Origin of the sequence: Streptomyces sp. NBC_01306 (assembly GCF_026340465.1) — a bacterium.
GTDB lineage: Bacteria > Actinomycetota > Actinomycetes > Streptomycetales > Streptomycetaceae > Streptomyces.
The window spans coordinates 2,970,654-2,990,334 of the sequence record NZ_JAPEPC010000001.1 but is presented as its reverse complement, the minus strand read 5'-3'; the positions used below and the strand labels follow the sequence as shown (position 1 = coordinate 2,990,334).

The 19,681-nt window shown below is 71.9% G+C and carries 21 protein-coding genes; 16 read left to right on the top strand and 5 right to left on the bottom strand.

Annotated elements, in window-relative coordinates; all coding sequences use genetic code 11:
- The 3 genes from OG385_RS13045 to OG385_RS13035 all read left to right on the top strand — a co-directional run bounded on the left by OG385_RS13045 (position 1) and on the right by OG385_RS13035 (position 3,012).
- Positions 1–669, top strand: a complete 669-nt coding sequence (locus OG385_RS13045) for an ABC transporter permease (RefSeq protein WP_266854689.1) — start codon at positions 1–3, stop codon at positions 667–669.
- 145 nt (positions 670–814) lie between these two features.
- Positions 815–1,795, top strand: a complete 981-nt coding sequence (locus OG385_RS13040) for an ABC transporter substrate-binding protein (protein ID WP_266854688.1) — start codon at positions 815–817, stop codon at positions 1,793–1,795.
- 113 nt (positions 1,796–1,908) lie between these two features.
- On the top strand, positions 1,909–3,012 hold the full coding sequence (locus OG385_RS13035) for a hypothetical protein (RefSeq protein ID WP_266854686.1): 1,104 nt from the start codon (positions 1,909–1,911) through the stop codon (positions 3,010–3,012).
- A 93-nt stretch (positions 3,013–3,105) separates the two neighbouring features.
- Here the strand turns inward: OG385_RS13035 and OG385_RS13030 are convergent, their stop codons facing one another.
- Both OG385_RS13030 and OG385_RS13025 read right to left on the bottom strand, forming a co-directional pair.
- Positions 3,106–4,248 (bottom strand): NADH-quinone oxidoreductase subunit D, encoded by a 1,143-nt coding sequence (locus OG385_RS13030; RefSeq protein WP_266854684.1) that lies wholly within the window; start codon positions 4,246–4,248, stop codon positions 3,106–3,108.
- Positions 4,249–4,432: 184 nt separating this feature from the next.
- The gene (locus tag OG385_RS13025; protein WP_266854683.1) at positions 4,433–5,389 is read right to left on the bottom strand and encodes an SAM-dependent methyltransferase; all 957 of its coding nucleotides are present in this window, start codon (positions 5,387–5,389) and stop codon (positions 4,433–4,435) included.
- 96 nt (positions 5,390–5,485) lie between these two features.
- Between OG385_RS13025 and OG385_RS13020 the strand changes: the two genes are divergently transcribed.
- Together OG385_RS13020 and OG385_RS13015 are read left to right on the top strand one after the other, a co-directional pair.
- On the top strand, positions 5,486–6,685 hold the full coding sequence (locus tag OG385_RS13020) for a sensor histidine kinase (protein WP_266854681.1): 1,200 nt from the start codon (positions 5,486–5,488) through the stop codon (positions 6,683–6,685).
- 168 nt (positions 6,686–6,853) lie between these two features.
- Positions 6,854–7,531: a response regulator transcription factor gene (locus OG385_RS13015; protein ID WP_266854679.1), complete on the top strand. Its 678-nt coding sequence runs from the start codon at positions 6,854–6,856 to the stop codon at positions 7,529–7,531.
- A 147-nt stretch (positions 7,532–7,678) separates the two neighbouring features.
- Here OG385_RS13015 and OG385_RS13010 read toward each other — a convergent pair whose 3' ends face one another.
- Entirely contained in the window at positions 7,679–8,791 is a 1,113-nt protein-coding gene (locus tag OG385_RS13010) for a DUF5937 family protein (protein ID WP_266860821.1), read from the bottom strand.
- 105 nt (positions 8,792–8,896) lie between these two features.
- On the opposite strand from OG385_RS13010, the gene OG385_RS13005 reads away from it, so the two are divergent.
- On the top strand, positions 8,897–9,193 hold the full coding sequence (locus OG385_RS13005) for a hypothetical protein (protein WP_266854678.1): 297 nt from the start codon (positions 8,897–8,899) through the stop codon (positions 9,191–9,193).
- Positions 9,194–9,241: 48 nt separating this feature from the next.
- Here OG385_RS13005 and OG385_RS13000 read toward each other — a convergent pair whose 3' ends face one another.
- Positions 9,242–10,339 (bottom strand): low specificity L-threonine aldolase, encoded by a 1,098-nt coding sequence (locus OG385_RS13000; RefSeq protein ID WP_266860819.1) that lies wholly within the window; start codon positions 10,337–10,339, stop codon positions 9,242–9,244.
- Positions 10,340–10,637: 298 nt separating this feature from the next.
- Here OG385_RS13000 and OG385_RS12995 point away from each other — a divergent pair, with 298 nt between their 5' ends.
- The 10 genes from OG385_RS12995 (at position 10,638) to OG385_RS12950 (ending at position 18,678) form a co-directional block, all read left to right on the top strand.
- On the top strand, positions 10,638–11,537 hold the full coding sequence (locus OG385_RS12995; RefSeq protein ID WP_266854676.1) for a Rossmann-like and DUF2520 domain-containing protein: 900 nt from the start codon (positions 10,638–10,640) through the stop codon (positions 11,535–11,537).
- The gene (panC, locus tag OG385_RS12990; protein WP_266854675.1) at positions 11,534–12,520 is read left to right on the top strand and encodes a pantoate--beta-alanine ligase; all 987 of its coding nucleotides are present in this window, start codon (positions 11,534–11,536) and stop codon (positions 12,518–12,520) included. The genes OG385_RS12995 and panC overlap by 4 nt, the downstream gene beginning before the upstream one ends.
- Positions 12,517–14,382 carry an L-aspartate oxidase gene (locus tag OG385_RS12985; protein ID WP_266854673.1) on the top strand — a complete coding sequence of 622 codons (1,866 nt, stop codon included), beginning with the start codon at positions 12,517–12,519 and terminating at the stop codon, positions 14,380–14,382. Before panC ends, OG385_RS12985 begins: the two co-directional genes overlap by 4 nt.
- A 2-nt stretch (positions 14,383–14,384) precedes the next feature.
- Entirely contained in the window at positions 14,385–15,401 is a 1,017-nt protein-coding gene (nadC, locus tag OG385_RS12980; protein WP_266854671.1) for a carboxylating nicotinate-nucleotide diphosphorylase, read from the top strand.
- A 3-nt stretch (positions 15,402–15,404) separates the two neighbouring features.
- The gene (locus tag OG385_RS12975) at positions 15,405–16,202 is read left to right on the top strand and encodes a type III pantothenate kinase (RefSeq protein ID WP_164267894.1); all 798 of its coding nucleotides are present in this window, start codon (positions 15,405–15,407) and stop codon (positions 16,200–16,202) included.
- A 197-nt stretch (positions 16,203–16,399) separates the two neighbouring features.
- Positions 16,400–16,966, top strand: a complete 567-nt coding sequence (locus OG385_RS12970) for a hypothetical protein (protein ID WP_266860817.1) — start codon at positions 16,400–16,402, stop codon at positions 16,964–16,966.
- A 13-nt stretch (positions 16,967–16,979) separates the two neighbouring features.
- Positions 16,980–17,159, top strand: coding sequence for a hypothetical protein (locus OG385_RS12965; RefSeq protein ID WP_266854668.1), 180 nt, complete (start codon positions 16,980–16,982; stop codon positions 17,157–17,159).
- Between the two features lie 107 nt (positions 17,160–17,266).
- Entirely contained in the window at positions 17,267–17,665 is a 399-nt protein-coding gene (locus OG385_RS12960; protein ID WP_266854666.1) for a BlaI/MecI/CopY family transcriptional regulator, read from the top strand.
- Between the two features lie 10 nt (positions 17,666–17,675).
- The gene (locus OG385_RS12955; RefSeq protein ID WP_164264100.1) at positions 17,676–18,197 is read left to right on the top strand and encodes an amino-acid N-acetyltransferase; all 522 of its coding nucleotides are present in this window, start codon (positions 17,676–17,678) and stop codon (positions 18,195–18,197) included.
- Between the two features lie 145 nt (positions 18,198–18,342).
- Entirely contained in the window at positions 18,343–18,678 is a 336-nt protein-coding gene (locus OG385_RS12950; RefSeq protein ID WP_266854665.1) for an Lsr2 family protein, read from the top strand.
- On the opposite strand, the gene OG385_RS12945 is transcribed toward OG385_RS12950, so the two are convergent.
- Positions 18,657–19,331, bottom strand: coding sequence for an SCO3374 family protein (locus tag OG385_RS12945; protein WP_266854664.1), 675 nt, complete (start codon positions 19,329–19,331; stop codon positions 18,657–18,659). The two genes, OG385_RS12950 and OG385_RS12945, sit on opposite strands and share 22 nt — an antisense overlap.
- Between the last annotated feature and the right edge of the window lie 350 nt (positions 19,332–19,681).

Genomic DNA, 19,681 nt, shown 5'->3' with positions numbered 1-19,681 from the left:
ATGGGTGAGTTGACCGATGCCTGGACCTGGCTGACGACGGGGTCCAACTGGTCGGGGGAGAGCGGTGCGGAGCACCGGCTCGCCGAGCATCTGACGGTCAGCGGGATCGCGTTCGCGCTGGCGTGCCTCATCGCGCTGCCGGTCGCGCTCCGGCTCGGGCACATCGGCCGGGGCGGCGCGCTGGCCGTGAACATCTCCAACGCCGGGCGCGCGATACCGACGTTCGCGGTGCTCGCGCTGCTGCTGCTGACCCCGCTGCGCTCGCACGGCGATCTGCCGACCGTGATCGCCCTGGTGCTGTTCGCGGTGCCGCCGCTGCTGACCAACGCGTACACCGGGATGCGTGAGGTGGACCGGTCGGTGGTGGAGGCGGCCCGGGGGATGGGGATGTCGGGGCGTCAGCTGTTCCTGCGGGTCGAGCTGCCGCTCGCCTATCCGCTGATCATGACCGGGCTCAGGTCGGCCGCGGTCCAGGTGATCGCCACGGCGACGCTGGCCGCGATGACCGGAGGCGGGGGCCTCGGCCGGATCATCACCGCCGGGTTCAACACGTACGACACCGCGCAGGTGGTGGCGGGCGCGCTGCTCGTCGCCGCGCTGGCCCTCGTCGTCGAGGGGCTGCTGGTGGTGGCGGACCGGCTGCTCGACCCGCGGCGCAGGGCGGCCTGAGGGCGGCCCGCGTCCGCTGCGCTGCGTTGCTGCTGCGTCTGCCGGCGCTGGTGCTTCTGCTCAAGCTGCCTTCTCTGCTTCCTACGCTTTCCTACGCTGAATTTCTCGAACGTTCTTCAATCACCTGTCACTTGGAGTGGACCTCATGATCAAGACCTCGCGAATAGCGGGCGCGGTGCTCGGCGTGGTGGCTCTGACGGGCTCCCTCGCGGCGTGCGGCGGCGACAGCCTGGAGAAGGGCAAGGACGGCGGCGGGTCGAGTGCCGCGACCGGTTCGGGCAAGAAGGGCTCGCTCGTCATCGGCGCGGCCGGCTTCACCGAGTCGAAGGTCCTCGCCGCGCTGTACAGCCAGGTGCTGGCCAACGCCGGATACAAGACCTCGGTCACCTCGGTGAACAACCGCGAACTGTACGAACCCTCGCTGGAGAAGGGGCAGATCGACGTCGTACCGGAATACGCGGCCACCCTCGCCGAATTCCTCAACGCCAAGACGAACGGCGCCAAGCAGGCCGAGAAGAAGCCCGTCGCCTCCGGTGATGCCGCGGCGACCGTGGCAGCCCTGAAGAAGCTCGCCGGGCCGCGCGGGCTGAAGGTGCTTCCGGCCGGCGCTGCGGTCGACCAGAACGCCTTCGCCGTGACCAAGGAATTCGCCGCCAAGAACAAGCTCAAGACCCTTTCGGATCTGGGGAAGTCGAAGGTGAAGGTCAAGATCGCCGCGGGTGACGAATGCACGGTCCGGCCGTTCTGCGCACCGGGCCTGAAGTCGAAGTACGGCATTGATGTCACCGGCATCGACCCCAAGGGCGTCGGCACCCCGCAGTCCAAGCAGGCGGTCAAGGACGGCACCGACCAGCTGGTGCTGACCACCACGACCGACGCGACGCTGGACACCTACGGTCTGGTGCTGCTCCAGGACGACAAGAAGCTCCAGAACGCGGACAATGTCCTGCCGGTCGTGAATGCCGAGCACGCGGGCAGCCCCGACATCGCGGCCGCTCTCGCCAAGCTCACCTCCGCGCTGACGACCGCCGATCTGGTCCAGCTGAACCGCAAGGTCGACTCCGAGCGTGCGAAGCCCGACGATGTCGCGAAGGACTATCTGAAGTCGAAGAGCTTGATCAACTAGCGGGTTCCCGGGGGAATGGCGGGAGCACCGGGGTAACCGTTCGAGGTAACCGCTGGGGAACAAATCCCGGTGCGGTCATCCATTCGGCTCACCCGCACGGTAAATTTCGGGCCATGCCACGTGGACGCCACCGCCATTCCCCACCCCTGCACCGGCTTCTCCAGCCTTCGGCCGTTGCCGGTGCTTCGCTTCTCTTCGCCGCCGGCGCCTGGCTGTTCGCGGATCCCCTGGTCCTCCGCTGTCTGGCAGCGGCAGCGGCCGCCGCCGCGGTGACCGGCGCGGTCCTGATGCGCAACTGGGACCGGGTGGCCGGCCGCAGGGTCGCCGAACTGACCCGTTCACGGGCCGCCGAGGAGTGGCGGGCCGAGGAGCGCACCGCCGAACTGGAAGGCGATCTGGAGGAGTCGCGCGCCCTGCGCGTCAAGCTGGAGACGAAGCTGCGGGCCAAGCGGGCCGAGCTGGCCGGGCTGCGCGGGGAGCACGCCGCGCTGCTGCGCCGGTACGCGACCGCCGAGACCGCGCGGGCCGGTGCGCTGGAGGGCCGCAGGCTCCTGGCGATCGAGGCCGCGGCCCCGGCCCCGACCCGGGCCGCGCTGCCGGCCGCGCGCTCCACCCCCACTCCGGCCGCGTACGCGAAGGCCGCCCAGGCACTCGGTGCGCTGAGCCGTAACGCGGCGGCCCAGCGCGAACAGCGCGAGGGCCGGGACCACGGCGAGCACCGGGAGCAGCGGCAGCAGCGCGAACAGCGGGAGACGGCCGATCCGGAGGGGAAGCCGGCGGCGGCCGCCGCCGAGCACACGCGCCCGCCGTCGGCTCTCCCTGCTCCGCGTCGCGTTCCGGCGAGCGCCATCACCCCGTACACCCCGCAGCAGGGCCGCGCGCCCCGGCCCGTGGGCGGCTTCGACTTCTTCGGTATGCAGAACATGCAGAACACGCAGAAGGACAGGACGTCCGCCTCGGCCCTGGAGCCCGCGCAGCTGGCCTCGGTTCAGAACGAGGACCTCGCGGACGTGGTGGGTGCGGAGGCCATCGCGGCACACAACGCCGCCGCGTCGGTCTCCGCGGCCGGGTCGGGCCCGGCGGACAGCGCGGACGACAGTGCGGATGACAGCTTCGGGAACGAGACCGACCGCGGGGTGGGCCAGGTCATCGACCTGACCGAGCACGACGAGACGGAGCAGATCGACGTGGGCGTGCTGCGCACCGCGATCTCGTAGCGGCGGACCGATCGTGTGCGGCCCGGACCCCGGCGGGGTCCGGGCCGCACTGCGTCCGGACCGCTTGCGGCAGCTGTCCCGCCGGCAGCCGGCCTACTTGTCGATGTCGCCGACCACGAAGAAGAGCGAGCCCAGGATCGCCACCATGTCGGCGACCAGAGTGCCGGGCAGCAGCTCGGTCAGCGCCTGGATGTTGTTGAACGACGCCGAGCGGAGCTTGAGCCGGTACGGGGTCTTCTCGCCCTTGGACACCAGGTAGTAGCCGTTGATGCCGAGCGGGTTCTCGGTCCAGGCGTACGTCTCACCCTCCGGGGCCTTCAGCACCTTCGGGAGCCGCTGGTTGACCGGTCCGGGAGCCAGCGCGGCCAGCCGGTCCAGACAGGCGTCTGCCAGGTCCAGCGAGTTGTGCGTCTGGCCCAGCAGCACCTCGAAGCGCGCCAGGCAGTCGCCCTCCTCGCGGGTGACGACCTTCAGGGTGTCCTGGAGATCGCCGTACGCGAGATACGGCTCGTCGCGGCGCAGATCGAAGTCGACGCCCGAGCCGCGCGCGATCGGGCCGCTCACCCCGTACGCGTGCACGGCGGCGGCGGAGAGGGCCCCCACGCCCCGGGTGCGGCCCCGGAAGATCTCGTTGCCGAGGACGAGGTCGTCGTACACGTCCATGCGCGACCGGACATCGGCGACGGCGTCCCGCGCCCGGCCGAGCCAGCCCGCCGGGAGGTCCTCCTTGAGGCCGCCGACCCGGTTGAACATGTAGTGCATCCGGCCGCCGGAGACCTCCTCCATGACCGCCTGGATCACCTCGCGTTCCCGGAAGGCGTGGAACACCGGGGTGATACCGCCGAGTTCGAGAGGGTACGAGCCGAGGAACATCAGGTGGTTGAGCACCCGGTTCAGCTCGGCGAGGAGCGTGCGGGTCCAGACCGCGCGCTCGGGGACCTCCATGCCGAGCATCCGCTCGACGGCCATCACGACGCCCAGCTCGTTGGAGAAGGCGGAGAGCCAGTCGTGGCGGTTGGCGAGCATGATGATCTGGCGGTAGTCGCGGGCCTCGAAGAGCTTCTCGGCGCCCCGGTGCATATAGCCGATGACCGGCTCGGCCTGCTGGATGCGTTCGCCGTCCAGGATCAGGCGGAGGCGGAGCACTCCGTGGGTGGAAGGGTGCTGGGGGCCGATGTTGAGCACCATGTCGGTGCTCTCCGCGGCACCGCCGATGCCGACCGTCGTCTCCGTCATACGGGCCAGTATCCCCGGCGGACGGCTGCGGCCTCACCGGGGCCCGCGCGCGGTGCCCTGCCGGTGCGCCGGTGCCGGCTCATGCCCGTGCCCCGGCTGCCGCCGGTGTCCGGTGCCCTGCCCGGCTGCCGCCCGTGTCCCGGCTTCTGCCCGCGTCTCCTGCCCGTGCCCCGGCCTCTCCGCGTCACCGCCCCTGGCCGGGCCCGCCCACCCGTTGCATCAGCCACCCGAAGTCCCCCAGCCCGCCCCGCGCCACCAGTTCCGCGGCCTCGCCCGCCGTCGCCAGGCGTCTGACGTATGCCGCCGGGTCCGTCGACGCCAGCGCCAGGGGTGGGCGTTCGCCACTGATCCCCAGGGCGCGCAGGGCCTCCCGCTGGGTCCGCAGCTCCGCTCCCGGCAGCGCGCACGCGTCCAGCGCCACATGGGCGGTGATGTCGCAGCTCCCGTCCGGTACCGGCCGCACCTCGCGGCCCTCCCGGAAGCCGGTGAGCGTGCCGAAGGGCGGGCGGGCCGTGCGCGGGTGGGCGTAGTCGACGGCCACCGCGAGACCCGCCTCCAGCGTTCCGGCCGCCGCCGCCCACGCCTCGTCGCGCGGACGGCCGATCTCGGCGCGGGTGCCCGGGCCGTCCGGCGGCCACCAGCGGTCGAGCCACTCCGCGTCCGCCCCGGTCACCGGCTCGCCCAGCCGCTCGGCGCCGTCCTCCGTCCTGACCCGCACATAGCGCGGCGTCCCGGCCGGGTCCACCTCCGCGATGTCGACCGGCACATTGTCCAGCCACTCGTTCGCGAAGAGCAGCCCGCGCACCCCGGCCGGCGGCTCGGCGCACCAGACGACGCGCTCGTCGAGCCCGGCCGGACGGGGCGCGCGCTCGACGGCGTACGCCCGTACCGGGAAGTCCGCGGGCAGCGCGGCCAGGACCCCCGTCACCAGCTCACCGCGGCCCGCCCCCATGTCGACCAGGGCCGGCTCCGCGATGTCCAGCCCCGTCAGCAGCCGGGCGACGGCCGCTGCGAACAGGGGGGAGGCGTGCACCGAGGTGCGGAAGTGGGCCGAGGGGCCCTCCGGCCGCAGATAGAAGCCGTCCGCCCCGTACAGAGCGGCCTCCGTCGCCTCACGCCACCCGCGCCACTCATCAGTCACGGCGTCAAGTCTCCACCTTGGGGAGTACTCCATGGGCGACCGGATCGGTCCTCCGGTTGACCCTTGCACCTGTCCGGCTTCCCTACGCTGGGTTACGTGCAGCGTCTCTACGCCTTCATCCGCAGACACCCGACTCTGGTCGACGGCTTCTGGGCCGTCATCCTCCTCGGGCTCTCCGCGATGCAGTGGGACGCGTCCCGGATGGAGCACGGGTGGAACTACAAGGCCGTCCCGGTCTTCCTGGGTCTCTGTACGGCTGTCGCCCTGCGCCGCCGGGCGCCCGAGAAGATGCTGCTGCTCGTGACGGTGCTGGGGGTGGCGCAGCTGGTCTTCGACGTCAGCACGGGGCCCGCCGACTTCGCCATGCTGGCGTTGATCTACACCGTCGCCGCCGACGGGGAGCGCTGGGCCTCCCGGCTCGGCCTGATCGGCGGCCTGTGCGCGGGGACGCTCGCGCAGCTGCGCTGGCACGAGGCGGGGGTCACCGGCTGGGTGCAGCAGGCGGTTTTCACGGTCGTGGCGACGGTTCCGTTCGTCCTGGCCTGGGTGCTGGGTGACTCGGTACGGACCCGCCGGGCCTACTTCGCGCAGCTGGAGGAGCGGGCCGCCCGTCTGGAGCGGGAGCGGGAGGCGCAGTCGAAGGTGGCGGTCGCCGGTGAGCGTGCCCGGATCGCCCGCGAGCTGCACGATGTCGTGGCGCACAACGTCTCGGTGATGGTCGTCCAGGCGGACGGCGCCGCCTATGTCCTGGATGCCTCGCCCGACCAGGCCAAACAGGCGCTGGAGACGATCTCGTCCACCGGCCGCCAGGCGCTGGCCGAGATGCGCAGGCTGCTGGGGGTGCTGCGGACCGGTGACGCGCCGGAGAGCGGTGAGTACGTGCCGCAGCCCGATGTGCAGCAGATCGAGGACCTCGTCGAGCAGGTCAGGGTCGCCGGGCTGACCGTGGACTTCCGTATCGAGGGGACGCCGCGGCCGCTGCCCAGTGGCGTGGAGCTGACCGCGTACCGCATTGTGCAGGAAGCGCTCACCAACACCCGGAAGCACGGCGGACCGGACGTGGGCGCCAGCGTGCGTCTCGTCTACTTCGACGACGGGCTCGGCCTGCTGGTCGAGGACGACGGCCGGGGCGCGGCGCACGAGTTGTACCAGGACGGCGGGGCGGACGGTCAGGGGCACGGTCTGATCGGTATGCGGGAGCGCATCGGCATGGTCGGGGGCACGCTGGACGCGGGCCCGCGGCCGGGCGGCGGCTTCCGGATCAGCGCGCTGCTGCCGCTCAAACCGGCCCACTAGCCGGCCACTGGCCGGACCACAGGCAAGCCCACCACAGCCCACAAGCCCACCACGCCACAAGCCCGCCCACCAGCCAGCCACCAGCCCACCAGCCTGCCACCAGCCCACCAGCCTGCCGTTGTCCCGGGTGCCCATCGGCACCGGCCCATGAGAAGGGATCCTTACGAGATGGCGATCCGCGTGATGCTCGTCGACGACCAGGTGCTGCTGCGCACCGGCTTCCGGATGGTGCTCGCCGCCCAGCCGGACATGGAGGTCGTCGCGGAGGCGGGCGACGGCGCGGAGGCGATCGCCGTTCTCCGGTCGACGGCGGTCGACGTGGTGCTGATGGACGTCCGTATGCCGAAGCTGGACGGTGTCGAGGCGACCCGGCAGATCTGTGCGCGGCCGGATGCGCCGAAGGTGCTGATCCTGACCACCTTCGACCTGGACGAGTACGCCTTCTCCGGGCTGAAGGCGGGCGCCAGCGGATTCATGCTCAAGGACGTGCCCCCCGCCGAACTGCTCGGCGCGATCCGGTCCGTGCACAGCGGCGACGCGGTGGTCGCGCCGTCGACCACGCGGCGGCTGCTCGACCGCTTCTCACCGATGCTGCCGAGCACGGTCGCGGATCCGCAGCAGAAGGAGATCGAGCGGCTCACGGACCGGGAGCGCGAGGTGATGCTGCTGGTCGCGCAGGGCCTGTCGAACGGCGAGATCGCGGCGCTGCTGGTGCTGTCGGAGGCCACGGTGAAGACGCATGTGGGCCGCATCCTCACCAAGCTGGAACTGCGGGACCGGGTGCAGGTGGTCGTGATGGCGTACGAGACGGGTCTGGTGCGGGCCGGCGGCTCCGGGGCGCGCTGAGACCGGCAGGTGAGGCGGGCGTGCTGAAGCTGGGCAGGGTGAGGCCTGCGCGCTGAGACAGGCAGGGTGAGGCCGGGGTACTGAGACCGGCAGGGCAGGCAGGCGCGTAGAGCCGGGCACGTTGAGCCGGGCGCGTTGAGGCGGCCGTCAGCGCAGCACCCCCTCCAGGAAGTCGCTGCCGAGCCTGGCCACCACGGTGAGGTCCAGCTGGTGCAGGACATACCGCCCACGCCGCCTGGTGGTGATCAGGCCGGCCCGCTTCAGGACCGCCAGATGGCGGGAGATCTCCGGCGCGGATATGCCGTGTGTGTCGGCCAGTTCGCCCGTGGTGCGCGGGGAGCGGGCCAGCCCCCGGCACATCCGCATCCGCATCGGGTGGGCCAGCGCCTCCAGCCGCAGCTTCAGCAGCTCGACCGACGCGGGGGACGGCAACTCGGGTGCGGCGACCGGGTACTGGATCGCCGGGCGCCAGTCCGGGCGGTGGAGCACCAGCAGATGGGGCCAGCCGAAACTGGTCGGTACGAAGGTGAGCCCGTCCCCGGCGGGCGCGCCCACCGCGGCCGAACGGCCCTCCGCGAGCTTGTCGGCGCTGATCCTGGTCCCGGTGCTGTCCAGCGACAGGGCGGCGGAGACCGCGGTCATCGCGTCGGCCAGGCCCTTGTGCCGCAGGATCTCGGTCTTGTGCCGGGCGTCGGCCGCCAGTTGGATCCGTACCCGGCGCCAGGTGTCGCCGAAGAACGCCTGCTCGCAGTCCTCGAAGAGCCGCCGGATCCAGGCCCGCACGGTGACCGGGTCGTTCAGCAGATGTCCGGTGAAGTCGAGCTGCCGGGGCCCGCGGGCCGCCGCGAGATCCAGCGCGCGGTTGCGGACCCCCGTGTCCGTGAGCGGTGAGGGGCCGCCGAGGTCGTAGGTGACGGAGCAGGTGAACTCCAGCGCGACATTCACGAACTCGTCGTCGGGCAGCAGGTCGAGCAGATCCAGATCCTCGGCGAGAGTCGCCCCGGGCCTGCCGCCGCCGTGCCGGGCGCCCGCGAACGGCAGGAAGATGTCCGAGAACGTGGAGCGCCACAGGAAGTCCGCTTCGTGCAGCCGGTCGGCGAGGTCCGGCTCCAGCCCGGCGGCCGTCGCCGTGGCCCAGCCGTGCAGCCCCGGATGGTGTCCCGGTTCGGACAGCACATGCAGGGCATTGCCGAGCTCCGCCAGGGGAGACAGTTCGAAAGTGATCCCCCCGGGCGGCAGCCCCGTGATGTCGATGTCCACGCTCATGGATCCATCGTGCCTGCCCCCACCGACAGTCCGGCCGTCGATTGACTGCGCTCGTCAAATGGAGAGCCCTGGGCCCCGGCTGGTGCCCAGGGTGGGGCCATGAACGCGAACCAGCAGCACATGCTCGACGCCTACCGTGCCGCCCAGCGGGGAGAGACGGCGCCGCCCCTGCCGGGCCGGCACGACTGGGAGGCCATCGGCGAGATCCGCGACCACCTGAGCACGGGGCGGCCGGGCGCGAGACGGACGGAGAAGAGGGCGACGGAGAAGAGGGCGACGGAGAAGAGAGCGAGGGGGAAGGCCCGGACGCACTGGCTGTCGCGGAACGGCCGGCTGCGGAGGCTGCTGACCCCGGCGCGGACCACCAACGGACAGCACACATCCGATCCCCGCTGAGCCTCCGCCCCTCCGTCCCTCAGCCCCTTCAGCCCCCTCGCCCCTGTGTCACCTCACCCGGCGTACGAACTCCCCGACCGCCCCCGTCACATCCGCCGCGCTCCACGACAGCCCCGGCGCCGACACCGTCACCTCGGCCAGCGACACCCCCGGCACCCCGCCCGGCGCCGGATGGAACCGCTGGAACAGCGCCACCCCCGTCTCCTCCGCCTGCACGACCGCCGCCTCCGACAGCACATCCGCCTCGTACGGCAGCCACACCTGGAACTGATGGGTGTGCGGCACCTCGGGATTGACCCGGAACCAGGGCACACCCGCCGCCCGGAACCCGTCCGTGAGCCCCGCGGCGACGACCTTCGCGTGCGCGACGTACGAGGGCAGCCGGGGCAGCTCCCGCTCCAGCCCCAGCAGGGCCGACAGCGCGGCCGGGTACTGCTGGAAGAGCGCGCCCCCGTACCGGTGGCGCCAGGTCCTGGCCTCGTCGATCAGCGAAGCCGGTCCCGCGAGCACGGCGCCCGAAAGGCCGTCGAGGGACTTGTAGAGGGAGACGTACACACTGTCCGCGACCCCGGCGATCTCCGCCAGCTCGCGGCCGAAGTGCGGGGCGCACTCCCAGAGTCGCGCGCCGTCGAGATGCACCACCGCATCACGTTCCCTGGCGGCCCCGGCGACGGCCACCAGCTCGTCCCATGTCGGGAGGACGAAACCGGCGTCGCGCAGGGGGAGTTCCAGCATCAGGGTGCCGAACGGCTCCTCGAAGTCGCGTACTTCCGCGGCCGTGGGGAGGCGGGGCGCGGACGTCGGGTGGACCGTACGCAGCCCGCTCACGGCTCCGAAAGCGCCCCGCTCGTGCAGTTCGGGGTGGGCCATCGGATGCAGCGCGACCACCGGATCGCCGGTACGTCCCGCCCAGCACCGCAGCGCGACCTGCTGCGCCATCGTGCCGGTGGGGAAGAAGGCGGCTGCCGGGAACCCGAGCAGCCCGGCGACCCGCTCCTCCAGCGCGGCGACGACCCCGCCGCCGTATATGTCCACCGGCTCGTCCAGGTCGTACACCGTGCCCGCGTCCGCCGCCAGTGCGGTCAGCTGCTCGCCCAGGGTGACGATCGCGTGCGGCCTCGACAGCACCCGCTTCGCGCCCCGCATCGCCGCGACCCTGCGCTGCGCAGCGTCCTGCGGGGGCTGCTCGGCCTGCTCGTTCTGCTCGTTCTGCTCGGCCCGCCGGGGCTGCTCGCCCCCGCCGGCCTGCTTCTTTCCACTGTCGTGCCCGGTCCTGCTGTGCTGCCCGGCGCCGTCGGTCCCGGTGATGTCCGCCTCGTTCGTCATGCGCCGATCCTCGTCCGCAGCCTGTGGACAGTCCAACGAGTTCCCCCGAATCCTGGGCGTAGCATGACGGGGAAATCGTCCGGTACCCCTCGCGGACTGGAACGGAAGGCCGTCCCACGTGAACGCATCAGCAGAATCCCGCCCCGCGCGGCTCACCGTCGGCGTGGTCGGAGCGGGCCGGGTGGGCCCCGCGCTCGCCGCCGCGCTCCAGCTCGCCGGGCACCGCCCGGTCGCCGCGTCCGGTGTCTCCGACGCATCCGTCCGCAGGGCAGCCGTCCTGCTCCCCGACGTCCCCCTGGTCACCCCGGCCGAGGTGCTGGCCCGCGCCGAGCTGGTCCTGCTGACCGTGCCGGACGACGCGCTTCCCGCGCTGGTGGAGGGCCTGGCCGAGACCGGCGCCGTCCGGCCCGGACAGCTCCTGGTCCATACGTCGGGCCGGTTCGGCACCGGAGTGCTCGACCCCGCCCTGCGCGCCGGAGCCCTGCCGCTCGCACTGCACCCGGCGATGACCTTCACCGGCACATCCGTGGACGTCCAGCGGCTGGCCGGCTGCTCCTTCGGCGTGACCGCACCCGATGAGCTGCGGCTCGCGGCCGAGGCGCTGGTCATCGAGATGGGCGGCGAACCCGAGTGGATCTCGGAGGAGTCCCGTCCGCTCTACCACGCGGCGCTCGCCCTCGGCGCGAATCACCTGGTCACCCTGGTCGCCCAGTCGATGGAGCTGCTGCGTAAGGCGGGGGTGGCGGCCCCCGACCGGATGCTCGGGCCGCTCCTCGGCGCCGCCCTCGACAACGCCCTCAGGTCCGGCGACGCCGCGCTGACCGGGCCGGTCGCCCGGGGCGACGCGGGTACGGTCGCGGCGCACGTCGAGGAGTTGCGCAAGCACGCCCCGCAGGCCGTCGCCGGCTATCTCGCGATGGCCCGTACGACGGCGGACCGCGCCCTCGCACACGGGCTGCTCAAGCCGGAACTGGCCGAGGACCTGCTGGGAGTCCTCGCGGACGGAGAGACGCGATGACCACGACCGCGCTGCTGCACACGGCAGCCGAACTGCACGCCCTGCCGCGCGGGCGCACCGGGACCGGGCTTGCCGGGACCGGGCGTACGCAGCCAGGCACCGGGCCCGGGACGGGGACCGAGCCCGGCACCGGCACACCCGGAGCCCACGGAGCCCGCACAACGCAGCCCCCCGCCCCCCGCGCCGTCGTCATGACCATGGGCGCCCTGCACGAGGGCCACGCCACCCTCGTCCGGGCGGCCAGGGAGCAGGTGGGCGAGGCCGGGCAGGTCGTCGTGACGGTCTTCGTCAACCCGCTGCAGTTCGGCGCGGGTGAAGACCTCGACCGCTACCCGCGCACCCTCGAAGCGGACCTCGCCATCGCCGAACTGGCCGGCGCGGACGCCGTCTTCGCTCCCTCGGCCGACGAGGTCTACCCGGGCGGCGAGCCGCAGGTCCGGGTCGCGGCGGGCCCGATGGGGGAGCGCTTCGAAGGCGCGGCGCGCCCGGGCCACTTCGACGGGATGCTCACCGTCGTCGCCAAACTCCTGCACCTCACCCGCCCCGATGTCGCGCTGTTCGGGCAGAAGGACGCCCAACAGCTCGCCCTGGTACGGCGGATGGCGCGCGACCTCAACTTCCCGGTCGGGATTGTCGGCGTGCCGACGGTCCGGGAGCCGGACGGGCTGGCGATGTCCAGCCGTAACCGCTTCCTCTCCACCGGGGACAGGGCCACCGCGCTGGCCCTGTCCCGCGCCCTGTTCGCGGGCCGGGACGCCCTCACCGGCGCCGCCTCCGCCACCCCCGCGGCCGTGCGCGCCGCCGCGCAGGCCGTCCTCGACGGGGCGGCGCTCTCCCTGGACTACCTGTCCCTGATCGACCCGTCCGACTTCACCGAGGCCACCGACGGCCACCGGGGCGAAGCGGTCCTCGCGGTCGCCGCCCGGGTCGGTACGACGCGTCTGATCGACAACATCCCGCTGACCTTCGGGGAACCACAGTGACCGGAACCGGAATACGCCTGCACGCACCCGCCCCCGGCTGGGAGATCGACGCGGACGTCGTGATCGTCGGATCCGGAGTGGCCGGCCTGACCACCGCGCTGCGCTGCACAGCGGCAGGGCTGCGGACCGTCGTCGTGACCAAGGCCCGCCTCGACGACGGCTCGACCCGCTGGGCCCAGGGCGGTATCGCCGCCGCGCTCGGCGAGGGCGACACCCCCCAGCAGCACCTCGACGACACGCTGGTCGCGGGGGCCGGGCTCTGCGACGAGGCGGCGGTCCGCACCCTGGTGACGGAGGGCCCCGATGCCGTACGCAGGCTGATCGCGACCGGCGCGCAGTTCGACACCGACGAGACCGGCGGGATCGCACTCACCCGGGAGGGCGGCCACCACCGTCGCCGCATCGCGCACGCGGGCGGCGACGCCACCGGCGCCGAGATCTCCCGCGCCCTGGTCGACGCGGTCCGCGCGGCCGCGCTGCGCACCGTGGAGAACGCCCTGGTCCTCGACCTCCTCACCGATACCGAAGGCCGTACGGCGGGTGTCACCCTGCACGTCATGGGGGAGGGCCAGCACGACGGCGTCGGCGCGGTCCGGGCACCCGCGGTGGTGCTCGCCACCGGCGGCATGGGCCAGATCTTCTCGGCGACCACCAACCCCGCCGTCTCCACCGGCGACGGCGTGGCCCTGGCGCTCCGGGCGGGCGCGGAGGTCTCCGACCTGGAATTCGTCCAGTTCCACCCCACGGTGCTCTTCCTCGGCGCGGGCGCCGAGGGCCAGCAGCCGCTGGTCTCCGAGGCGGTACGGGGCGAAGGCGCCCATCTCGTCGACGCCGACGGCGTCCGCTTCATGACCGGGCAGCACGAGCTGGCCGAGCTGGCCCCCCGCGACATCGTGGCGAAGGCCATCACCCGCCGGATGCAGGAGCACGGCACCGAGCATATGTATCTCGACGCCCGGCACTTCGGCGCCGAGATGTGGGAGCAGCGCTTCCCGACGATCCTCGCCGCCTGCCGCAGCCACGGCATCGACCCGGTGACCGAGCCGGTCCCGGTCGCGCCGGCGGCGCACTACGCCTCCGGCGGTGTCCGCACCGACCTGCACGGCCGCACGACCGTCCCCGGTCTGTACGCCTGCGGTGAGGTCGCCTGCACCGGCGTGCACGGCGCGAACCGCCTGGCGTCCAACTCCCTCCTGGAGGGCCTGGTCTTCGCGGAGCGCATCGCCGACGACATCGTCACGGCCGGCTCAGGCGCGGCCGGTACGGGTGCGGCCGCCTCGGGCACGGCCGGTACGGGCGCGGGCGGCTCGGGCACGGCCGGCTCGGGCGCGGGCGTGCGCGCCGGAGCGGCCGTCCTCCCGGCGGAGCCCGTTACGCTCCCGCTCCTGCCGCCCGAGGCCCGCCTCCGTATCCAGCGCATCATGACGGCGGGCGCCGGAGTGCTCCGCTCCGGGGAGAGCCTCGCGGGTGCGGCGGACCGGCTGGAGGCGATCCGCGCCGAGGCGGAGGCGGAAGCCGCAGCCGAAGCAGTGGCGGAAGCGGCGGCGGGCGCCGCCATGGACGCGGCAGCGGCGGGAGCCCCGGAAGCGCTGCCCGCCGTCGCCCTGAAGCCCGCCGAACCGGGCGTCGAGGCCTGGGAGGCGACCAACCTCCTCTGTGTCGCCCGCGTCCTCACCGCCGCAGCGCAGCGCCGCGAGGAGACCCGCGGCTGCCACTGGCGCGAGGACCACGCGGACCGCGACGACAACGCCTGGCGCCGCCACCTCGTCGTACGGCTGCGCCCCGACCGTTCGCTCGCCGTGCACACCACGGACAGCGCCGACTTCCCACCGACCCTCCCTCACCGTCCCCAGGAGCAGTGACCGTGACCACCCCCGACCTCCCCCTCCACCAGATCGGCGACGACGCCGTGAGCGCCGAGCCGGCGGGCGGCTGCGGCGACGCGTGCGCCTGCGGCGACGGCTTCGGCGACGCCGATGCCGACCCGATGGAGTGCGGTCTCGACCCCGCCCTCGCCGAGCTCCTGGCCGCTTCGGGGCTCGACCCGGTGCTGGTCGAGGACATCGCGCACCTCGCCATCGACGAGGACCTCGACGGGGGCGTGGACGTGACGAGCGTCGCGACCGTCCCCGCCGACGCCGTCGCCACCGGCGACTTCACCGCGCGCGAGGCCGGTACGGTCGCGGGCCTGCGCGTCGCCGAAGCGGTGCTCTCCATCGTCTGCACCGAGGCCTTCGAGGTCGAGCGGCACGTCGAGGACGGCGCGCGCGTCACCGCCGGCCAGAAGCTGCTCTCGGTCACCACCCGCACCCGTGACCTGCTGACCGCCGAGCGCAGCGCGCTCAACCTGCTGTGCCGCCTCTCCGGCATCGCGACCGCGACCCGTGCCTGGGCCGACGTACTGGAAGGCACCAAGGCCAAGGTCCGCGACACCCGCAAGACCACACCGGGGCTGCGCGCCCTGGAGAAGTACGCGGTGCGCTGCGGCGGCGGTGTCAACCACCGGATGTCGCTCTCCGACGCGGCCCTGGTCAAGGACAACCACGTGGTCGCGGCCGGTGGTGTCGCCGAGGCGTTCAAGCTTGTACGCGCCGAGTTCCCCGACCTCGCCATCGAGGTCGAGGTGGACACCCTCGCCCAGGTCACCGAGGTCCTGGACGCGGGCGCCGACCTCATCCTGCTGGACAACTTCACCCCGGAGCAGACCGCGGAGGCCGTCGAACTCGTCGGCGGCCGCGCCCTTCTGGAGTCCTCGGGGCGGCTCACCCTGGAGTCGGCCCGCGCCTACGCGGAGACGGGCGTCGACCACCTGGCGGTCGGCGGGCTCACGCACTCCTCGCCGATCCTCGACATCGGTCTCGACCTGCGCGAGGCGGAGTAATCCATGCTGCTCACCATCGACGTCGGCAACACCCACACCGTCCTCGGCCTGTTCGACGGCGACGAGATCGTGGAGCACTGGCGCATCTCCACCGACGCCCGCCGCACCGCCGACGAACTCGCCGTACTCCTCCAGGGCCTGATGGGTATGCACCCGCTGCTGGGCCGCGGACTCGGCGACGGCATCGAGGGGATCGCGGTCTGCTCGACCGTCCCCTCCGTCCTGCACGAACTGCGCGAGGTGACCCGCCGCTACTACGGCGACGTCCCGGCCGTCCTGGTCGAGCCCGGCATCAGGACGGGCGTCCCGATCCTGGTGGACAACCCGAAGGAGGTCGGCGCGGACCGCATCATCAACGCGGTCGCCGCCGTCGAGCTCTACGGCGGCCCCGCCGTCGTCGTCGACTTCGGTACGGCGACGACCTTCGACGCGGTGTCGGCGCGCGGCGAGTACACCGGCGGTGTCATCGCCCCCGGCATCGAGATCTCGGTCGAGGCGCTCGGCGTGAAGGGCGCCCAGCTCCGCAAGATCGAGCTGGCCCGCCCGCGCAGCGTGATCGGCAAGAACACCGTGGAGGCGATGCAGTCCGGCATCATCTACGGCTTCGCCGGACAGGTCGACGGCGTGGTGAACCGGATGGCCAGGGAACTCGCCGACGACCCGGCGGACGTCACGGTCATCGCCACCGGCGGTCTCGCCCCGATGGTGCTCAGCGAGGCCACGGTCATCGACGAGCACGAGCCGTGGCTGACGCTGATCGGGCTGCGCCTGGTGTACGAGCGGAACGTCGCCCGGCTGTGAACCGGTAGCCGGACGCAGCCGCCACCCCGGTCCATGACGCGGGTGGCGGCCGGGGCGGGGCGACTGCACGGGGCGGGCGGGGCCGACCGTATCCCCGCCGTATCCCCCGCCGCGCCGCCACCAGTCCATTAAGCGGATATTGTCCCTTTAGTACGTATCGTCGTTCCATGCCCACGCCCTACGGATCCCGAGGCGGCATGGCCTTCAGCGCGGATGAGCTGCGTGTGCTCCGACGCGCCCTTGCCATCGCCCTCAACCCGACCCCCGTCGCAGAAGAGGACGTCCAGGACTGTCTGCGTCTCGCCGAGTCCGTGGACGAGACCATCGCCGAGACGGGCAGACTGCGCGCCTTCCTCCTCGCCGACCTCGCCCGCTACCGCGACGCACTCCCCGGCACGGCGAGCAGCTACACGGAGCTGCTCCAGGACGCCCTGGCCGCCGGTTACGACCCCCGCCCCGAGGACCTCGCCGCACTGCGCGCCCTGCGCGGCGCACCGTCGGGCGAGGCCCTGCTGAGGCGCTGCCGGGCCCTGGCCGAGCAGTCGGTACGCGCCCGGCTCGCCGGCCGCGCCGTGACCCCCGGCCCGCGCACCCGGCTGCTCGCACTGCCCGGCGGCCGCACGTCGGACGACCCCGAACAGCCGAAGCGTCCGGCACCGGACAAGGCCCCGGTCAAGCCCCGCCCGGCCCCCAAGCCGTCCGAGGTCTTCCCGCCACGCCGCAAGCCGGCGGCGCCCCCGTCGCAACACTCACTGACCGGATAGCTACTCTGTCCGTATGGACTACGTTTCCGCGCTTGTGCCCCCCGTGGTGATGGCCGTGTTCTTCACGATCGTCGTGAGAACGATCGTGAAGACCCAGGGCGGCCCGAACAAGGCCAAGGAAGACGCGGCCGTGGACGCGGCCATCGCTCGCGCCGAGGCCGCGGTCCAGCCGACAGGCGGCAGCACCGCCTGACCGCGTCTGTGCTCGGAGGGCGTACGGCATTTCATGCCGTACGCCCTTTTCTGTGTTTTCTGCGCTAATAACCAGCTATTCGTGACATCTCGCACTATGGTGCAGATGTGCCCCGTCAATTGGGAGAGCTGGAAGACGCCGTGATGTCACGGGTCTGGGAGTGGAACCGTCCGGTCACTGTCAGGGAAGTCCTGGAAGACCTCGAACGCGACCGGACCATCGCCTACACCACCGTGATGACCGTATTGGACAATCTCCATCAGAAGGGCTGGGTACGCCGGGAAGTGGACGGCCGTGCCTATCGATATACGGCGGTCTCCACCCGAGCCGCCTACTCGGCCGCACTGATGAACGAAGCCTGGTCCACGAGTGACAACTCCGCGGCCGCGCTTGTCGCCTTCTTCGGCATGATGTCCTCCGAGCAGCGCGATGCACTCCGTGATGCTTTGCGCATCGTTCAGGGGGATGCGGACCGCGATGACCGTGAGGGAGACGCAGGGCGATAACGTCTTGCACATGCCAGGTACGCGAGCAAAAGCCCTCACCGTCCGCAGAGCCAGGACCAGCGATGTCCCGGCGGTGCGCGGACTCCTGGACGCGTACGTGCGCGAGCGGATCCTGCTCGACAAAGCGACGGTGACGCTTTACGAGTCCATCCAGGAGTTCTGGGTCGCGGAACGCGACGACGACGCGAGGGTCGTCGGCTGCGGCGCACTCCATGTGATGTGGGAAGACCTCGCAGAAGTGCGCACTCTCGCGGTGGACCGCGAGTTCAAGGGCGCCGGAGTGGGCCACCAGGTCCTCGACAAGCTGTTGCAGACAGCGCGGTGGATCGGGGTGCGCCGGGTATTCTGCCTGACCTTCGAAGTCGACTTCTTCGCGAAGCACGGCTTCACCGAGATCGGTGAGACTCCTGTCGACGGAGATGTCTACAGCGAGCTGCTGCGTTCCTATGACGAGGGAGTCGCCGAGTTCCTCGGTCTCGAACGGGTGAAGCCGAACACCTTGGGCAACAGCCGGATGCTTCTGCACCTGTGAGGGGCACTTCGCATCGGAACCCTATGTCCGAATCGCGCATGTTTCCCGTGTTCTTGCACTCCTGAACCTCTGCCGGGGGTTTGTGTTTTCCAGGGAAAAGCGGTTTCCTTTCCGCGTACTGAATTTTTCGATGAAAGGAAATCCAGTGGCACAGAAGGTTCAGGTCCTTCTTGTCGATGACCTCGACGGCGGCGAGGCGGACGAGACCGTGACGTTCGCTCTGGATGGCAAGACTTACGAGATCGACCTCACCACGGCGAACGCGGACAAGCTCCGCACGCTGCTTGAGCCGTACGCCAAGGGTGGCCGGCGCACCGGTGGCCGTGGCGCGGGCGGCCGCGGCAAGGCCCGTATCGCGGTCGGCGGCAACAAGGACACCGCCGAGATCCGTAAGTGGGCCAAGGAGAACGGTTACAACGTGAATGACCGCGGCCGTGTGCCCGCGGACATCCGTGAGGCCTACGAGAAGGCCAACGGCTGATTTCCGGGAGGTCCGGGGTTCGCACCCCGGACAACCGTAGTCCGGGCTCCGGGGGGCGCCCCCCGGAAAGCCGCAGCGATACGCACCATCCGGGCCCGGTGGCATTCCGTCGCCGCCGCTTCCACGAGCCGTACCAGGTCGGGAGCGCCGCCCCGCTCCCCGAACCGGCTGAACACGGGCAGGGCCGGCTCCACATCGCGCCCCGGCCCGGGGGGTCGCAACCAGCGGGCGGCCCCCTGTGCGCCGCGCAGTCCGGGAGGCACGGGAGCCCCGATCAGGCCGCCCGCGCCCATGGCGGTCAGATCCAGTGCGATCCCGCCCCACTCCAGCCAGTCGAGCAGCCCCGGCAGCTCGTCGGCGCTGCCCGCCGCCACCAGCAGCCGCACCCGGGAGCCCTCCAGCGCCACCGGTCCCGTGACGGGCGTCCTGCGCAGCAGCGCGAACCCGGCGTCGGACGGCAGGTCGAGTACGTCGAAACGCAGCCCGGTCAGCAGCCGGACCGGCGGTCCGGCCACCGCGGCCCAGCCCAGCCGGGACTCGTACCAGTGCAGGGTGCTGTCGGTGCTGCCGCTGCCGCTTCCGGTTCTGGCGCTTCCGGTGATGGTGCGCGTGCTGTCGGCCGGTTCGCGGGGGGACGGAACGGTACAGGCCATGACTGAGCAACTCCCGGAATGCGCCAGGGTTACGGAGTGCTTCCGTTTGATTGCGTTCTGTTGATGAACAAGAGGCGCGCGGATGTGTTCAGGGGCGCCCGGATGTTCGCCCGTAGCTGAGGGGAACCGTCGCGCGCCGCATGGACTGTCAGTGTCTGCGGGTAAGACATACCTAGTGGGGAGGGGCGACACGCGGTTCAGGCGGTCTCACGTTCGCCATCGGCGTACTGGAGACAGGGGTATCTGCCTGGCCTGCGGGAACATCGTCTCGCACCATCGGGTTGGAGCAGTTGTCGGCTGTTCGGGCCGGAGGCCATGGACGGGTGTCGGCAGTTGGAATGAGCTGTCCC